Origin of the sequence: Streptomyces sp. NPDC053367 (assembly GCF_044545925.1) — a bacterium.
Taxonomy (GTDB): Bacteria; Actinomycetota; Actinomycetes; order Streptomycetales; family Streptomycetaceae; genus Streptomyces.
The window spans coordinates 377,595-393,340 of the sequence record NZ_JBITYN010000008.1 but is presented as its reverse complement, the minus strand read 5'-3'; the positions used below and the strand labels follow the sequence as shown (position 1 = coordinate 393,340).

At 73.8% G+C, this 15,746-nt stretch carries 17 protein-coding genes; 6 read left to right on the top strand and 11 right to left on the bottom strand.

Going from position 1 to position 15,746, the window contains the following annotated elements:
* Window position 1: 1 nt before the first annotated feature.
* Window positions 2–376 (bottom strand): cupin domain-containing protein, encoded by a 375-nt coding sequence (locus ACIGXJ_RS24195; protein WP_399648938.1) that lies wholly within the window; start codon window positions 374–376, stop codon window positions 2–4.
* A 91-nt stretch (window positions 377–467) separates the two neighbouring features.
* Between ACIGXJ_RS24195 and ACIGXJ_RS24190 the strand changes: the two genes are divergently transcribed.
* On the top strand, window positions 468–914 hold the full coding sequence (locus ACIGXJ_RS24190) for a MarR family winged helix-turn-helix transcriptional regulator (protein WP_399649119.1): 447 nt from the start codon (window positions 468–470) through the stop codon (window positions 912–914).
* A 154-nt stretch (window positions 915–1,068) separates the two neighbouring features.
* Window positions 1,069–1,926 carry an esterase/lipase family protein gene (locus ACIGXJ_RS24185; RefSeq protein ID WP_399648936.1) on the top strand — a complete coding sequence of 286 codons (858 nt, stop codon included), beginning with the start codon at window positions 1,069–1,071 and terminating at the stop codon, window positions 1,924–1,926.
* A gap of 71 nt (window positions 1,927–1,997) precedes the next feature.
* On the opposite strand, the gene ACIGXJ_RS24180 is transcribed toward ACIGXJ_RS24185, so the two are convergent.
* Complete coding sequence (locus tag ACIGXJ_RS24180; protein WP_399648933.1) at window positions 1,998–3,068, bottom strand: lytic polysaccharide monooxygenase; 1,071 nt, start codon at window positions 3,066–3,068, stop codon at window positions 1,998–2,000.
* Window positions 3,069–3,212: 144 nt separating this feature from the next.
* On the opposite strand from ACIGXJ_RS24180, the gene ACIGXJ_RS24175 reads away from it, so the two are divergent.
* Window positions 3,213–3,662 carry a GNAT family N-acetyltransferase gene (locus tag ACIGXJ_RS24175; protein ID WP_399648931.1) on the top strand — a complete coding sequence of 150 codons (450 nt, stop codon included), beginning with the start codon at window positions 3,213–3,215 and terminating at the stop codon, window positions 3,660–3,662.
* 7 nt (window positions 3,663–3,669) lie between these two features.
* Here the strand turns inward: ACIGXJ_RS24175 and ACIGXJ_RS24170 are convergent, their stop codons facing one another.
* Window positions 3,670–3,807: a hypothetical protein gene (locus ACIGXJ_RS24170; protein ID WP_399648929.1), complete on the bottom strand. Its 138-nt coding sequence runs from the start codon at window positions 3,805–3,807 to the stop codon at window positions 3,670–3,672.
* Window positions 3,808–3,982: 175 nt separating this feature from the next.
* Between ACIGXJ_RS24170 and ACIGXJ_RS24165 the strand changes: the two genes are divergently transcribed.
* Window positions 3,983–4,633 carry a class I SAM-dependent methyltransferase gene (locus ACIGXJ_RS24165; RefSeq protein ID WP_399649116.1) on the top strand — a complete coding sequence of 217 codons (651 nt, stop codon included), beginning with the start codon at window positions 3,983–3,985 and terminating at the stop codon, window positions 4,631–4,633.
* 7 nt (window positions 4,634–4,640) lie between these two features.
* On the opposite strand, the gene ACIGXJ_RS24160 is transcribed toward ACIGXJ_RS24165, so the two are convergent.
* Together ACIGXJ_RS24160 and ACIGXJ_RS24155 are read right to left on the bottom strand one after the other, a co-directional pair.
* Window positions 4,641–5,153 carry a DUF402 domain-containing protein gene (locus ACIGXJ_RS24160; RefSeq protein ID WP_399648927.1) on the bottom strand — a complete coding sequence of 171 codons (513 nt, stop codon included), beginning with the start codon at window positions 5,151–5,153 and terminating at the stop codon, window positions 4,641–4,643.
* A complete protein-coding gene (locus tag ACIGXJ_RS24155; protein ID WP_399648924.1) occupies window positions 5,134–6,156 on the bottom strand; it encodes a GNAT family N-acetyltransferase in 1,023 nt (340 codons plus the stop codon). The genes ACIGXJ_RS24160 and ACIGXJ_RS24155 overlap by 20 nt, the downstream gene beginning before the upstream one ends.
* 72 nt (window positions 6,157–6,228) lie before the next feature.
* On the opposite strand from ACIGXJ_RS24155, the gene ACIGXJ_RS24150 reads away from it, so the two are divergent.
* On the top strand, window positions 6,229–6,600 hold the full coding sequence (locus ACIGXJ_RS24150) for a GntR family transcriptional regulator (protein WP_399648922.1): 372 nt from the start codon (window positions 6,229–6,231) through the stop codon (window positions 6,598–6,600).
* A 69-nt stretch (window positions 6,601–6,669) separates the two neighbouring features.
* Here the strand turns inward: ACIGXJ_RS24150 and ACIGXJ_RS24145 are convergent, their stop codons facing one another.
* The 3 genes from ACIGXJ_RS24145 to ACIGXJ_RS24135 all read right to left on the bottom strand — a co-directional run bounded on the left by ACIGXJ_RS24145 (window position 6,670) and on the right by ACIGXJ_RS24135 (window position 10,048).
* The gene (locus ACIGXJ_RS24145) at window positions 6,670–7,422 is read right to left on the bottom strand and encodes a DUF72 domain-containing protein (protein ID WP_399648919.1); all 753 of its coding nucleotides are present in this window, start codon (window positions 7,420–7,422) and stop codon (window positions 6,670–6,672) included.
* Between the two features lie 16 nt (window positions 7,423–7,438).
* Window positions 7,439–8,533, bottom strand: a complete 1,095-nt coding sequence (locus ACIGXJ_RS24140) for a DUF5925 domain-containing protein (RefSeq protein ID WP_399648917.1) — start codon at window positions 8,531–8,533, stop codon at window positions 7,439–7,441.
* 306 nt (window positions 8,534–8,839) lie between these two features.
* Window positions 8,840–10,048 carry a S8 family peptidase gene (locus tag ACIGXJ_RS24135; protein WP_399648914.1) on the bottom strand — a complete coding sequence of 403 codons (1,209 nt, stop codon included), beginning with the start codon at window positions 10,046–10,048 and terminating at the stop codon, window positions 8,840–8,842.
* A gap of 258 nt (window positions 10,049–10,306) precedes the next feature.
* On the opposite strand from ACIGXJ_RS24135, the gene ACIGXJ_RS24130 reads away from it, so the two are divergent.
* Window positions 10,307–11,110, top strand: coding sequence for an SGNH/GDSL hydrolase family protein (locus ACIGXJ_RS24130; RefSeq protein ID WP_399648910.1), 804 nt, complete (start codon window positions 10,307–10,309; stop codon window positions 11,108–11,110).
* Between the two features lie 3 nt (window positions 11,111–11,113).
* Here ACIGXJ_RS24130 and ACIGXJ_RS24125 read toward each other — a convergent pair whose 3' ends face one another.
* The 3 genes from ACIGXJ_RS24125 to ACIGXJ_RS24115 form a co-directional block, all read right to left on the bottom strand.
* A complete protein-coding gene (locus tag ACIGXJ_RS24125; protein ID WP_399648907.1) occupies window positions 11,114–12,724 on the bottom strand; it encodes a serine/threonine-protein kinase in 1,611 nt (536 codons plus the stop codon).
* Window positions 12,725–12,815: 91 nt separating this feature from the next.
* The gene (locus ACIGXJ_RS24120; RefSeq protein ID WP_399648904.1) at window positions 12,816–14,345 is read right to left on the bottom strand and encodes a nickel transporter; all 1,530 of its coding nucleotides are present in this window, start codon (window positions 14,343–14,345) and stop codon (window positions 12,816–12,818) included.
* Window positions 14,342–15,622, bottom strand: coding sequence for a tetratricopeptide repeat protein (locus tag ACIGXJ_RS24115; RefSeq protein ID WP_399648902.1), 1,281 nt, complete (start codon window positions 15,620–15,622; stop codon window positions 14,342–14,344). The genes ACIGXJ_RS24120 and ACIGXJ_RS24115 overlap by 4 nt, the downstream gene beginning before the upstream one ends.
* Window positions 15,623–15,746 lie beyond the last annotated feature (124 nt).

Sequence of the window (15,746 nt, the reverse complement as noted above, 5' to 3'; positions counted from 1 at the left end):
GTCAGTTGGCCCACGGCGGCGTGATGACGCTGCCGTCGGCCATGGTCGCCTCCAGGCCGACGGACGTCGTGACCCAGGTGAGCGCCGTGTGGGCCGTCGGGTTCTCCACGGACAGGGTCGCGCCCGGGTTGATGATCACGGTGTCGCCCGCGGTGAGGCGCTCGGTGACGCCGTCGAGGGTGATCAGCAGCTCGCCGATCAGCAGATGGAGGATCTCCTCGCGGTTGACGGTGTGGGCGGGGGCCTTCGTCCCCGCGGGGATCTCGCCCCGCCATGCGCAGAGCTCCTTGCTGCCGCTGAGCGGGGTGGCGTACGAGACGAAACGGGCGCCGTGGATCTCGTGGGTGACGGCGTCGGACGAGCGGATGACGGGCATGGCGGCGGCCTCCGGGGCTCAGTTGGTCAAGCTGCTTGACTATATGGTCAAGCAGCTTGACCAACTCGTCAAGGGTGTTTCAATGGCGGACGTGCAGAACTCCGACGCCATGGCCCTGACCGCCGCCCTGCTCGCCGTCGCGGGTGAACTGACCCAGCGCATCAACGACGGGGTCGTCGCCCGCGGCTTCGAGGGGATGCGGCCCGCGCACGGGTTCGCCTTCGCCCGGCTCGCGCCCGGCGGTGCGACGGTCACCGAACTCGCCGCGCACCTCGGGGTCACCAAACAGGCCGCGAGCCAGCTGGTCGACGAGATCGTGCGCAAGGGCTACGCCGAGCGGCGGCCGCATCCCGGGGACGCGCGGGCCCGGCTGATCGTGCTCACCGAGCGGGGGCGGGAGTGCACCCGGGCCGCCGAGGAGGCCGCCGCGGAGGCGGTGCGGGCCTGGGCCGGGGTGCTCGGCGAGGAGGAACTGCGGGGGCTGTACGGCCGGCTGGTGCGGATCGCGCCCCAAGGGCCCGTCCGGCCCGCCTGGTGACGGCGCGTCAGTCCGCGCCGACAGTTTTTACCGACGCGTAACTTCCTTCTTCGACTACTCGTCCGTAACTTGACGAGTGAACAGCATCCCGTGATCCGGATCACAGGTGTAAGGCAGTCGCCCCACTTCCCGTGAGCCGCAAGGAGATCCCCCGATGCTGCCCTGGAAACGCCTGCTCAGATCCGTCTCCGCCCTGCTGATGGCCGCCGCGGTCGCCACCGTGCCCGCCGCCACCGCCCACGCCGAATCGAGCTCCAGCGGCTGGAACGACTGGACCTGCAAGCCGTCCGCCGCCCACCCCCGGCCCGTCGTGCTCGTACACGGCACGTTCGGCAACTCCGTCGACAACTGGCTGGGCCTCGCGCCCTATCTGACCGCGCGCGGCTACTGCGTCTTCTCCCTGGACTACGGCCAGTTGCCTGGCGTCCCCTTCTTCCACGGGCTCGGCCCGATCGACAAGTCCGCCGAGCAGCTCGACGCGTACGTCGACCGGGTGCTCGCCGCCACCGGCGCCGCCGAGGCCGACCTCGTCGGGCACTCGCAGGGCGGCATGATGCCCCGCTACTACCTCAAGTTCCTCGGCGGGGCCGCCGAGGTGAACGCCCTGGTCGGCATCGCCCCCGACAACCACGGCACCACCCTGGGCGGCCTGACCAGGCTGCTGCCCTACTTCCCGGGCGCCGAGGACCTGTTGTCCATGAACACCCCCGGCCTCGCCGACCAGATCGCCGGCTCCGCCTTCCTCGCCAAGCTCAACCAGGGCGGCGACACCGTGCCCGGCGTCCGCTACACCGTCATCGCCACCAAGTACGACGAGGTCGTGACGCCGTACAGCAGCGGGTGGCTGCAAGGTCCGGACGTACGCAACGTACTGCTGCAGAACCTGTGCGCGGTCGACCTGTCCGAGCACCTGGCCATCGGGCTGTTCGACCGGATCGTCTTCCACGAGGTGGCCAACGCGCTCGACCCGGCCCACGCCACCCCGTCCACCTGCGCGTCGGTCTTCAGCTGAGCCCCGTCAACCGGTGTACGCCGGGGCCCGACCGGCCTGAGCCGCCGGTCGGGCCCCGGAAGGCCGGCTGGTCAGCGACCGTGCCGTACGCCGCCCGCCGAGCGCCGCCGGGCCGTGGCGAACAGCACCGCCGAGCCCAGCGCGAGGGTGGCCGCGCCGCCCATCGCGACATACGCCGTGCGGGCGTCTCCGCCGGTCTCCGCGAGGCTCTGTCCGGCCCCGGCGGCCCTGGGCCGGTTGGCGCCGGCGGAAGCGTCGGCGGCGGCGACCGGCTCGGCGGCGGGTTCGGCCGAGGTGTGCGCGTCGGCGTCGCCGTGGCCGTGGTTCTCCACCGTCGACCTGTCGGCGCCGGCCTCGATCTGCTCCTCGGTGGGCGCGGAGGCGCTCGGCGCGGGGGAGGCGCCCCCGGCCGGGGCGCTTGCCGGGCTGGCCGAACCCTCCGTGCCGGCCGGGTCCCCAGAGCCGGCCGGGTCCGCCTGGGCGGCGCCGCCGAAGTCGACGTCCGAGCAGGAGTAGAACGCCTCGGGGCTGTCCGAGCGCTGCCACACCGCGTACAGCACATGCCGGCCCGAACGCTCGGGGAGCGTGCCGGGGAACGTGTAGAAACCGCCCTGCGCGGCCGGGTTCGTCACCGTGGCCACCGGGTTCGCCAGGTCCAGGTCGCCCCAGGCCAGCGGCTTCGCCGGGTCGAAGCCCGGCTTCGTGAGGTACACCTTGAAGGTGCCCCGGTGCGGGGCCGTCACCCGGTACTTGAAGGTGGACGACCCCGCGCGCACACTCGTCGCCGGCCAGTCGGCGCGGGCCAGGTCCAGCCCCTTGAACTCCTCGCTGCCGGCGCTGCACAGCTTCCCGTCGGGGATCAGCTCCTGGTGCCGGCCGGCCGCGTCGCCGATGCGGATGCCGTTCCAGTCGTAGAGCGCCTGGGTGCCGCCCGCGGCGACGGCCGCCTTGCAGGCAGCCGACCTCGGGTTCTCCGGGCCCTCCGCGTAACACTGCGACACCCGGCTGACCGGGTCGCCCATCGAGCCGTGCGCGGCCGCGGGCGCGGCGGACAGCGCGGTCAGGGCGAACGGGGCGAGACCGAGGGCGGTCACGGCGGCGGCGGCCTTCAGACGTGCGGCGGCCTTCTGGCGTACGGGCATCGCGGATCTCCTCATGTGGGGGTCGGCGATCAGAAGCTAGCCCCACCGCACCGCGGAAGGGCCTGCTGGAAGGCCCTTCCGGAGATCCTTATGCCGGCTTTAAGGCAGTGCTCAGACTGCGATCAGGTAGATAGCGTTCAGGCCATGACGCACGACGACATCCGGCCCGCGCAGGCCGCCGACACCGCCGCCGTGAAGGCGGTCACGGACGCGGCCTACCACCACTACATCGCGCGCATCGGCGTGGTGCCGCAGCCCATGGAGGCGGACCACGCGGCGGACGTGGCCGCGGGGCGGGTGTTCGTCACCGGCGAACCGGTCGTGGGAGTCGTCGTGCTGGACGCGTACGACGACCATCTGTTCCTCGACAGCATCGCCGTCCACCCCGACGCCCACGGGCAGGGCGTGGGGGGACGGCTGCTGCGGTTCGTCGAGGCACGCGCGCGTGCGCTGGGCCTGCGGGAGGTCAGGCTCTACACCAACGCGATGATGTGGGAGAACCAGAAGATCTACCCCAGGTACGGCTACGAGGTGGTCGAGCGGCGGGTGGACGGCCCCTACGACCGGATCCACTACCGCAGGCGTCTGGACTGACCGGGTCTCACGGGCCCTCCGGCCACCAGACGCGTGCGATGTCCTTGCGGACCTCGGGACGCTCCCCGGGCCGGTCGTCGGCCTCCTCGCGGATCCGGCGGGAGTTCGGCTTCTTCAGGGGCTTCTGCAGTGTCGCTCGGCGCATGGCTGCCTCCTTCAGTGCCTACCGTGTTCCGCGTTCTCACGGAGGTAGACGCTTTCGGTGAGAGTTCCTCATCACGCCTGGTCTGTCAGTGGCGCCCGTCACCCTCCGCACTGTCAGTGGCTGCTGACACTCTGGGGTCATGAGCGACGACGGTGACCGCGTGACTGCGGAACGTATGAGCGACGCCGACTGCCCGGACGACGTGGACGACGTGGGCGGCGTGGACGACGTGGCCGGCGCGGGCGGTGTGGACTGGGACGCCGAGGCCGCGTCCTTCGACGACCAACCCGACCACGGCCTGCGTGACCCCGAGGTACGCCGGGCCTGGGCCGGCCGGCTGCGCGGCTGGCTGCCCGGACACCCCTGCGACCTGCTCGACCTCGGCTGCGGCACCGGCAGCCTGTCGCTGCTCGCGGCCGAACAGGGACACCGGGTGACCGGCGTGGACGGCTCGCCGGCCATGGTGGCCCGCGCCCGCGCCAAACTCGCCGGACATGACGCGGTGTTCCTGCCAGGTGACGCCGCCGCACCACCGGTGGGGGAGCAGCGCTACGACGTGGTGCTCGTACGGCACGTCCTGTGGGCCCTGGCCGACCCCGGCCGCGCCCTGCGCCACTGGCGGGGGCTGCTGCGGCCGGGAGGCCGGCTGGTGCTGGTCGAGGGCGTGTGGGGGACCCTCGCGCCGGTCGGCATACCCGCGGACCGGCTCACCGCCCTCCTGGCGCCGCTCGCCGCGCAGGTCCGCGTGGAGCGGCTGTCTCAGGAGGCGGTGCTGTGGGGGAGGGCGGTGACGGACGAGCGGTACGCGGTGGTGGCGACGGTATGAGGGGCCCTCAGGCGAGCAGCGACTCCAGCCCGCCCTCGGCGGTGGCCAGCGCCTCCAGCTCGTCGAGGGCGGCCACCGCCGCGGCGGCCGCGGCCGGGTCCCGCTCGGCCAGGCCGCTGTCGGCGAACTCGTCCTCGTCCAGGCGGCGTACGTCGCTGCCGTCGGCCGAGCGCCACAGGTCCAGGTCGAGGTCCTCGACGACCAGCTCGCCGCCGGACAGGGTGGCCGGGCGGGTGACGTCGCAGTACCAGCCCTTCAGGGCGCCCTGCGCGTCGCGGACCTCCTTCACCGAGTACCAGCGGTCCCGCCAGTAGTACTCGGTGAAGACGTCGCCCGGCTCGAACCGCACGAACCCGAAATCGCGCACGCCCTCACCCGCCCACGGCGCGCGTACGGCGACCCGGGTGCCGTCGTCGGCCAGCAGGGCGGCCCCGTAGCGGATCTTCGTCCGGCCCGCCTTGACGAGGACCACGTCGACCCTGCGCACCTCGCCCGCCGTTTCAGCCGAGTTCACGGACATAGCGCACCTCCGTCGCGCAGACCTCGTACCCGAACCACTTGTTGATGGCCAGCATCGGACCGTTGCCGGTGTCGTTGCCGGTGAACGCCTCCGTGTACCCGGCCGCGCGGGCGCGATGCAGGGAGTGGTTCTTGACGAGCTTGGCCAGGCCCCGGCCGCGGAAGGCGCGGGCCGTGCCGGTCATGCCGCTGCCGTAGTGGCGGACGCCGTCCGTGCGGGCCGCGGTGAACGCGGCCGGCCGGCCGTCGACGACGGCCACGACGGTCAGGTCCAGATCGATGAGCGGGTGCCGCCACGTCTCCTCGAGCCAGGCCTCGTAGTCCGTCAGCTCCGCGCCCGCGTCGCTGGGTTCGTCCGCGGTCGTCTCCGCGTCCAGCGCGAACAGCGGGCGCGGGTCGTCCGCGAAGTCGGCGGCCGTGCGCAGCTCGACGCCGGGCGGCGGGTCCTGCAGCGGCGGCAGCGTGCCCTGGGCGAGGTCCAGGCGCAGGAAGTGCGCGGAACGGCTCGCGCGGTAGCCGTGCGCCTCCGCGAAGGCGCGGTTGCCGGGCGTGTCCAGGACCCAGGACAGCAGCCGGGTCGCCCCCTGCGCCGCCAGGTACTCCTCGGCGGCGCGCACCAGCAGCGTGCCCGCGCCGCGGCGGGTGGCGTCCGGGTGCACGTACACGTTGACGAAGGCCTGGCCCGGCTCGGGGGCCTCGTGGATGAGGCCGACCTGCGCGGAGCCGATGATCCCGCCCCTGCCCGCGCTCTCGCTGCTCTCGCCCTCGGCGTCCTCCCTGTCCTCCCTGTCCTCCCTGTCCTCCCTGTCGTCCCCGTCCTCCCCGTCCTCCACGTTCTCAGCGAGGAGCGGCCGGTAGCGGGCGTCCGGATGGAAGTGGGCCATGTCGTAGGCGAGGGAGTCCGCGGTGATGAGGTGGAACGGCAGGGCGCCGTGGCGTACGGCGGCGAAGCCCTCCAGGTCGGCACGGACGTCGGGCCGGATCTCCCGCACGATGACTGTCATGGGCCCGCACGTTACGTGCGCGGCCCTTCCTCCTGCCGCTCATTTTCTGGGCCCGTGCGGGACAATCGGCCTGTGACCTTGAAGATCCGGATCGACGACAGCGCCGTGCCGCCGTACGAGCAGGTGCGGGCGCAGATCTCCGAGCAGGCACGGTCGGGGGCGCTGCCGGTCGGTTACCGGCTGCCGACCGTGCGGGGGCTCGCCGAGTCGCTGGGCCTCGCCGCGAACACCGTCGCCAAGGCGTACCGGGTGCTGGAGGGCGACGGGGTGATCGAGACGCGGGGGCGCAACGGCACGTTCGTCGCCGCGGCGGGGTCGGCCGCGTCGAGGGAGCTGGCGTCCGAGGGGCGGGCCTACGCGCAGCGGGCGCGGCGGCTGGGGATGTCGCAGGAGGAGGCCCTGGCCGCCGTACGGGACGCGCTGCGGGCGGCGTACGAGGGCTGACGGACCGCCGGTGACGGCTGAGGGCTGAGGGACGGTCAGGGAGCGAGGGACGGGCCGGGTGAGGGACGGTCAGGGCGTGCGGGTCACCGGCAGGTCCCGGGCCCGGGCCGCCCCGGCGAAGACCTTGGCGTCCTCCACCGCGGCCCCGTTCGGGTCGTTGTTGAAGTACACGTACACGTCCTCGGCGTCCGGCCAGGTGTCCGCGATCCGGTCCGCCCACGTCCGCAGCGACTGCCTGCCGTAGCGCGGCCAGTCCTTGGCGCGTCCCTGGTGGAAGCGCACGTACCCCCAGTCCGCCGTGCGCCACAGCGGGGCGACCGGGCGGGCGCGGACGTCGGCCCAGCACAGGGCGGCGCGCCGGTGCTCCAGGATTTCGCGGACCTCGGGCGTCCACCAGGTGTCGTGGCGGGGTTCGACCGCGACCCGGGTGGAGGGCGGGAAGCAGGACAGACAGGCGTCCAGCAGGGCGGGGTCGGCCTTGAGGGTCGGCGGGAGCTGGAGCAGGACCGGGCCCAGGCGGTCGCCCAGTCCGGCCGCGTGGGTCATCAGGCGCCGCACCGGCTCCTCGGGGTCCTTCAGCCGCTTGATGTGGGTGAGGTAGCGGCTCGCCTTCACCGCGACCACGAAGTCCGGCGGGACGCGTTCCCGCCAGGCCTCGAAGGTCTCCCGGGACGGCAGCCGGTAGAAGGCGTTGTTGATCTCGACGGTGGCGAAACGGGCCGTGTACTCCTCCAGCCACCGCCGCACCGGCACGTCGGCCGGGTACAGGCGGCCGCGCCAGTCCTTGTACTGCCAGCCGGACGTGCCGACGTACAGGGTCATGCCTCCATGAAAGCACTCACAGGTAAAGGCCCGCGTCCGCGCCGTCCCGCGGCTCGGGCAGCGCGTTCGGGGACGTGCCCCGGCGCAGCGCGTACAGCTCGGCCAGGGTGGCCCCCTCGCGGCCGATGCCCTCCTCGGTGCCCAGCCAGGTCACGGCCTCCTCGCGGGTGAGCCGGCCCACCTCGATCCGGGCCAGGCAGCGGCCGGGCCGGACGACGGCGGGGTGCAGGCGCTCCAGGTCCTCGTTGGTGGTGACGCCGACCAGGACGTTGCGGCCCTGGCCGAGCAGGCCGTCGGTGAGGTTCAGCAGCCGGGACAGGGCCTGGCCCGCGGTGTGCTTGGCCTCGCCGCGGATCAGCTCGTCGCAGTCCTCCAGGAGCAGCAGCCGCCAGCGGCCCTTGCCGGTGGAGTCGTCCTCGCCGATCGCGATGTCCATGAGGTAGCCGACGTCGGAGAACAGCCGCTCGGGGTCGAGGACGCAGTCCACCTGGCACCAGTCGCGCCAGGAGCGGGCGAGGGTGCGCAGCGCGGAGGTCTTGCCGGTGCCGGGCGGGCCGTGCAGCAGCAGGAGCCGGCCGGCGATGTCCTCCGGGGTCGTCTTCATCAGCCGGTCCATCGCGTCCGCCACGGGCGCGGTGTAGTTGGGGCGGACCTCGTCCCAGGTGCCCGCGGAGATCTGCCGGGTGGTGCGGTGCGGGCCGCGCCGGGGGGAGACGTACCAGAACCCCATGGTCACGTTCTCCGGCTGCGGTTCGGGCTCGTCCTCGGCGCCGTCGGTGGCCTTGCCGAGGATCTCGGCGGCCAGTTCGGCGCTGGTCGCGGTGACCGTGACGTCGGCGCCGCGGTTCCAGCGGGAGACCAGCAGCGTCCAGCCGTCGCCCTCGGCGAGGGTCGCGCTGCGGTCGTCGTCGCGGGCCACGCGCAGCACCCGGGAGCCGGGGGGCAGCAGGGTCGCGCCGGACCGTACGCGGTCGATGTTCGCGGCGTGTGCGAACGGCTGCTCGCCCGTCGCGAAGCGGCCGAGGAACAGCGCGTCGACGACGTCGGACGGTGAGTCGGAGTCGTCGACGTTGAGCCGGATCGGCAGGGCGTCCTGCGGGTGAGCTGACATGCCGCCATGATCTGCCACAACTGTCCGCCGTGCACGCGGTTTCGGGCGTGGCGCGGTGGCTCAGGGCACCGTCGCGGCCCCCGGGACGGTGTGGCCGGCCGCCCCGGAAGAGCCGTGCGAGAGCCGCTGGAAGGGCCCCGGGGAAGCCCTGCGGGAACTCCGGGGGAGCCGTGGAAGGCGCGGGCGCGGACGTTCGACTACCGGAACTCCCACCGGGCACGGGCCGCCGCCAGGCCGTGCGGACGCGTGTTCCCCGGAGCAGTGGGGGCCCCGGGGAACACGCGGGTCATAGCCCTCGCGGGGAGGTCACGGGACGATCCTCAGCAGCCGGTTGGGCGATCCGGTCCCGGGGCTGGTGACCTTGCCGGTGGTGGCGCCGTTCACCAGGGCCGTGGCGACCTGGGCCGGGCTGGCCGAGGTGTGGTTCGCGAGGTAGACGCCCGCCGCGCCCGCGACGTGCGGGGTCGCCATCGAGGTGCCGGAGATGGTGTTCGTGGCGGTGTCGGAGGTGTTCCAGCCTGCCGTGACGGAGGAGCCGGGCGCGAAGACGTCCAGCACCGAGCCGTAGTTGGAGTAGCTCGCGCGGGCGTCGGTGCTGGTGGTGGCGCCGACGGTGAGGGCCTCCGTGACGCGGGCGGGGGAGAAGGAGGAGGCGTTGGAGTTGCTGTTGCCCGCCGCGACCGCGTAGGTCACGCCGCTGGCGATGGAGTTGCGTACGGCCGTGTCGAGCGCGGTGGACACGCCGCCGCCGAGGGACAGGTTGGCGACGGACGGGCCGCTGTGGTGCGCGGTGACCCAGTCGATTCCGGCGACGACGCCCGCGGTGGTGCCCGAGCCGTTGTTGTCCAGCACCCGGACGGCGACGACCCGGGCCCGCTTGGCGACGCCGTACGTCGATCCCGCGATGGTGGTGGCGACGTGCGTGCCGTGGCCGTTGCCGTCGGAGGCGGTGGTGTCCCCGTCCACGGCGTCGTAGCCGTAGGAGGCCCGGCCGCTGATCTGGGAGTGGGTGATGCGCACACCGGTGTCGATGACGTACGCCGTCACGCCGCTGCCCGCGGAGTCCGGGTAGGTGTACGTGCCGGACAGCGGCAGGGACGTCTGGTCGATCCGGTCCAGGCCCCAGGGCGGGTTGGTCTGCGTGGTGTCGGAGGCCCGCACGACCCGGTCCTGTTCCACGGAGGCCACCGAAGGGTCGGCCGCGAGCCGGCGCGCCTCGGCGGCGGAGAGGGTGGCGGCGTAGCCGTTGAGCGCGGCGCCGTAGGTCCGCTTCACGGTGCCGCCGTACTTCTTGATCAGGCCCTTGCCGGACGCCGAGGACGCGGCGAATCCGGCGTCCCTCTTGAGGGTGACGATGTAGCTGTTCCCGACGGCGTCGGGTGAGCCGGCCGCCAGCACTCTGCCCTCGGCCGGGGCGGCCTGGGCGGGAAGGGCGGCCGACGCGCCGACGAGTGCGGCCGTCGCCAGACCGGTGAGCGTGGCGAGCCGGGCCTTGTTGCTCCGCAGTCGTGCCATGACGAGGGAGTCCTCCTGGGTGGGGGGCGGTGGGGTCGCGCATTACGAGCGTTGACCAACAACCCGGTCCCCACAAGGGAGTTGACGACAAGTCAACAAGCCTGACATGAACACGCAATCGAACGCCCGCCGCACCCTGTTCGACACTCCCGTCCGGTTCTACTGAAAAGTCATCATCTTTTTTGGCATGGACACTTCCCGTCAACACGCGTAGTTGCTACGACAGATAAGGCAGAGATCCTGCTAAAGGGAGGTTGCATGAGACGTTCCCGAATTGTCGTCTTCGTCAGCTCGGTTCTCCTCGCCGTCGGCACCGCCCTCACCGGGGCCGCCGCGGCGCAGGCGTCCGAGACAGCCGCCACCTCGTACGTGGCGCTCGGCGACTCCTACTCCTCCGGCGTCGGCACCGGCAGCTACATCAGCTCCAGTGGCGACTGCAAGCGCAGCACCAAGGCCTACCCGTACCTGTGGGCGACCGCCAACTCCCCCTCGTCCTTCAGCTTCAACGCCTGCTCCGGCGCCCGCACGGGCGACGTCCTCGCCGGCCAGCTGGGTTCACTGAACTCCGGCACCGGCCTGGTCACGATCAGCATCGGAGGCAACGACGCCGGCTTCGCCGACGTCATGACGACCTGTGTGCTGTCGTCCGACAGCGGCTGCCTCGACCGCATCAACACCGCGCGTGCCTACGTCGACTCCACGCTGCCCGGCAAACTCGACAGCGTGTACTCGGCGATCCGTACCCGTGCCCCCTCTGCACGGGTCGTCGTCCTCGGCTACCCCCGCTTCTACAAGCTGGGCACCACCTGCCTCGGCCTGTCGGAGACCAAGCGGTCCGCCATCAACGCCGCCGCCGACCATCTGAACAGCGCCATCGCCACCCGCGCCGCCGCGCACGGCTTCGTCTTCGGCGACGTACGCACCACCTTCACCGGCCATGAGCTCTGCTCCGGCAGCGCCTGGCTGAACAGCGTCAACTGGCTCAACATGGGCGAGTCCTACCACCCGACGGCCTCCGGCCAGTCGGGCGGCTACCTGCCCGTCCTGAACAGCAACGACTGACCGTCAACCGGAGGGTGACGCAGTGGGGGAGGCCCCGTCCGTCGGGGTCTCCCGCACACAGGTGACCGAGAACGGCACGGAGCCGGACGAGGTCTCCACCGGTCCGCGCACCTCGACCCCGAGGGCGTCACGGATCGTCCCCTCCTGCGCGTACGTCGTCAGCACCACCGTGTCCCGCCCCGACCGCGGGCCGCCCTCGGGCAGCGACAGCGTCTTCCAACCGCCGTCCAGAACCTGCCCGTTCGCCGTCACCCAGCGGTAGTCCACCTCCGCCGGCAGTCGCCCCACCGTGAACGTCGCCGTGAACGAGGGCGCCTGATCCCGCGCCGGCGGACACGTGCCCGTGTAGTCCGTCCGGGTGCCCGCCACGCTCACCTCCACCGACTGCGGCGGCGTGCTCGACGGACTCGCGCCGCTCGTGCTCGGCGTGGGGGACGGCTCGTCGGTGTGCGACGGCTCGCGCGACTCGCTCGGCGTCGGTGTGGGCGTGGGAGCGGGAGTCGGGGTGGCGGCCGTCCGGCTTGGCGTGCCACCTCCCGCGGTGCCGCCGCCGTCGTCCCGGTTCAGCAGGGCGTACACCAGCCCCGCAAGCGCCAGCGCCAGCACGAGGAAGCCGGCGACCAGCGCCAGGGCGGCCCGCCGGTTGCCGCGCCGCGGCTCCTCGTCCCGCACGGCCGTCGCCGCCGTACCGGCCGGGGCGGCGTACACCCGGGTCGGCCCCTCGCCCCGCGGGTGCGCGACCGTCGGGGCGTAGGCGTCCGCCCGTACGGCGCCCGCGCGCGGGGCGCCCCCGGCGCTCACCAGCCGCAGCTCCCGCTCCGCCTCCTCGGCCGGCAGCCGCTCGGCCGGGTCCTTGCGCAGCAGCCCCGCGATCACGGGCGCCAGCGGCCCGGCCCGGCGCGGCGGCGGCAGCTCGTCGTCCACGATCGCGCGCAGCGTGCTCAGCGGCGTGTCCCGGCGGAACGGCGAGCCGCCCTCGACCGCCGCGTACAGCAGCACGCCCAGCGACCACAGGTCGGACGCCGGCCCCGGGGTCCGGCCCAGCGCCCGCTCGGGTGCCAGGAACTCGGGCGACCCGACGACCTCACCGGTCATGGTCAGCGCGGAGCTGCCCTCCACCATGGCGATCCCGAAGTCGGTCAGCACCACCCGGTTGTCGTTCGCCAGCAGCACATTGCCCGGCTTCACGTCCCGGTGCAGCACCCCCACCTCGTGCGCGGCGCGCAGCGCGGACAGCACCTCCGCACCGATGTGCGCCGCCCGCTGCGGCGACAACGGGCCCTCCGCGTCGAGGAGTTCGGCGAGCGTGATGCCCCGGATCAGCTCCATCACGATCCAGGGGCGGCCGTCCTGCGCCGCCACGTCGTACACCGTCACCACATTGCGGTTCGCCACCCGGGCGGCCGCCCACGCCTCGCGCTCCAGCCGGGCGTACAGCCGCTCCACGTCGGGGGCCGGCAGCCCGGCGGGCGCGCGCACCTCCTTGACGGCGACCTCGCGGCGCAGCACCTCGTCGAGGGCCCGCCACACCGTCCCCATCCCGCCCTCGCCGAGCGGGGACAGCAGCCGGTAGCGGCCCGCGATCACGCGCTCACCGCCCGGTGATCCAGACACGGGCACCTCCTCGTCGCAGCCGCGGGCGCCCTGCCCCGTCCGCTGTGGTCCCGTCCGCCGTGGTCCCGTCTGATTTCTCCCCAAAAGTAGCTCAGCCGAATGCCGATGCCGCCCCCTTGAGCAGCAGACCGGCCCCCAGCAGCACCACGACCCCGGCCGACACGAGCGGCAGCGCCCCGCGGGCCGCCACCACGAGCGGCCGGGCCGTCCAGCGCGGCCGCCGCTCCAGCGCCCGTACGGCCCTCCCGCCGAGCCGCACGACCGCGAACCCGGCCGCGGTGAGGGTCAGCGCGAGCCCCGCCCCGTAGGCGACGACCAGCAGCAGCCCGAACCACGCGTGCCCGAGCGCGGCCGCGCCGACCAGCACGACGACCGCCGAAGGACTGGGCACGAGGCCCCCGGCGAAGCCGAGGAGCAGGGTGCCGCGGAGGGTGGGGGCGGTGGGGTGGGAGTGGGTGACGCCGTTGTGCGCGTGGGAGTGGGTGTGGGTGTGCTCGTGTTCATGGTGATGGTGATGGTGATGGCCGTGCGCCCCCACCAGAGCCGGGACCCGCTCGGGCGCCTGGTGAGGCCGGTGCGTGTGCCGCCGGGCCCGCCACGCCTTGCGCACGAGGCTCAGGCCGGCGCCCGTCACCAGAGCGCCGCTCGCCAGGCCCAGCCAGGTGATGACCGAGGGCGCCGCGGCGGAGCCGGCCGTGACGAGGAGACCGAGGGCGACCACGCCGAGGGTGTGGGTGACGGTCACGGACGCGGCGAGGGGCAGGACGTCCCGAGGCCGGGCCCGGCCGCCGCGGGCCGCGGCCGTCGCGGCCATCAGCGTCTTGCCGTGACCCGGCGCGAGCGCGTGCAGCGCGCCGAGCGCCACGGCGACGAACAGCGCGAGCACGGCGAAACCGAACGTGAGGTCCTGCCGGGCCACCAGGGCCTCCAGCGCGCGGGTGAACCGGTCGGCCCCGCGCGGCAGAACCGAGGCGCCGGGCGCGTCCTGCCGCGCGTCCGTCAGGGCCGGACCGCCCGGCCGGACGGACAGGGAGGCGGCGGAGGTGTCGGCGGGGGAGGACAGCAACTCCCCGGGATACTCGGTGAGTTCCCTCGACAGGGAGGCGCTCGGCACGTCCGAGGCCGTGAGCGTCATCCGGTCGCCCCGCGCGGTCACCTCCCGCCACCCCGGCCCGGACGAGGCCGCCGCCGCCCGGAACCCGACGCGGAACGGCTTGTTCTCCGGCAGCGGCGCCGTCAGCCGGCACTCCACCCGCAGGGTGCTCAGCCCCGCCTGTCCGGGCAGCACGCGCGCACGGCTCGCGGCCACCGTGAGGCCGACCGTACGGCCGTCCACCCGGACCTCGCTGTCCCGCCCGGCCCGCGCACAGCGCTGCCGGGCCCACCGCGCCGGGCCGCCCGCCCGGGCGATCTCCGGCCGCGCCTGGGTCGCCGGGATCTCCGCGAGGTCCTCCACATGGCCGACCCGCAGCTCGCCGGGGGCCACGACGAGCCCGTCGTAGCGGTTGACGGTGAAGTTGCCCAGCGGGTGCGCGCCCGCCGTACCGGCGGGCAGAAGGGCGAGGGCGCAGGCGGCGGTGAGGACGGCGGCCGAGGAGGCGAGCGCGCGGCGCGGGGTCATCGGGCCGCCTCCAGTGCCGCACGGGCCTCGCGGGCGCCGAGAGGGGAGAAGCCGGGGTTCAGCCTCAGCGCCGCCGCCAGACGTGTACGGCCCTCCCGCCCATGGCCCGTGGCCAGCTCGATCACACCCCTGTGGTGGAGGAAGGCGGCGTTGCGGTAGCCGGTGGAGGTGGCGCGGCGGGCGTACGGCAGGGCCTCGGTGTCGCGGCCGTTGACGTGCAGTGCCCAGGCGAGGGCGTCCGCCGTGTGCACGGTGCGGCGGCGGGCCCACTCGGCGCGGGCCGCGCGCAGTGCGAGGGCCCGGTCCCCGTGGTCGGCAGCTGCGAGGGCGGTGTCGAGGTCGACGTCGACCCCGCCCGCCCGCGCGAGGGCCGTCCACGCCTCCACCAGGGCGTACTGCTCCCGCGCCCGGGCCCGGTCGCCCCGTGCCTCGTACAGCTCGCCCAGCGCGACGAGCGGCCCGGGCAGCGCGGCCCTGGCGACGACCTGCTCCAGGCCCCGCACCGCGGCCGCGCCGTCACCCTTCGCGGCCTGGGCGCGGGCCCTCCCCTCCAGCGCGGGGAGGTACCCGTCGTCCGCGGCCAGGGCCCGCCCGTAGTGCCGCAGGGCACTGTCGTACCGCCCCTGGTTCCAGGCGAGCCGGCCCAGCTGCGTGGCGACGTACGCCACGTCTCCCGGGGAGGTCGCCCCGTGCAGGGCCTGCTCCAGCACCCGGCGTGCCGTGCGCACGTCCCCGCGCAGCTCCCGGACATAGGCGTACCGAGTGAACACCGGAATGCCGGGCCGCCGTTCGTCGGCCGTGTCGGCGGCCTTCGCGGCCTCGCCGTACCGGCCGAGCTCGACGAGCGCGTCGATCCGTGTGCACAGCGCCCGCTCGCTGTAGGGGTTCGCCCGCAGTGCCCGGTCCGCGTCGGCGAGGGCCCCCGCGAAGTCGTGCCGGGCGGCGGCGAGCGCGGCCCGCCCGGCGAGGGCCTGGTCGTTGCCGGGCGCCAGCTTCAGCGAGCGTGCCAGCGCTTCCCCGGCCTTCGGGTAGAGCGACGGGTCGCCGTCGACCCTGGCCTGCTCGACATAGGCCAGACCGAGGGTGGCCCAGCCGCTGAAGTCCGCCGGCTGGGAGCGCAGATGAGCCTGCAGCCCGCCGACGCCCGCCGCTCGCGGAGCCGTGGCGACATCGACGCGCGGCGACTCCCGTACGGAGCCGAGAGCGATGGACCCCGCGGTGAGGGCGACCGCCAACAGGACGGAGCTGAGCCCGAGATGCAACTTGCTGGAGGACATCGCCCTCTCCTAGATCAGTGGGTGCAGGGAAGTTCCCCGTGGGCGCGGGCTGTACCGGCGTGCGGCTCCGCCGCGGGGGCGCGACGGGCCGCGTACGGCCGCGGCACCAGTACGTACGCGCCCC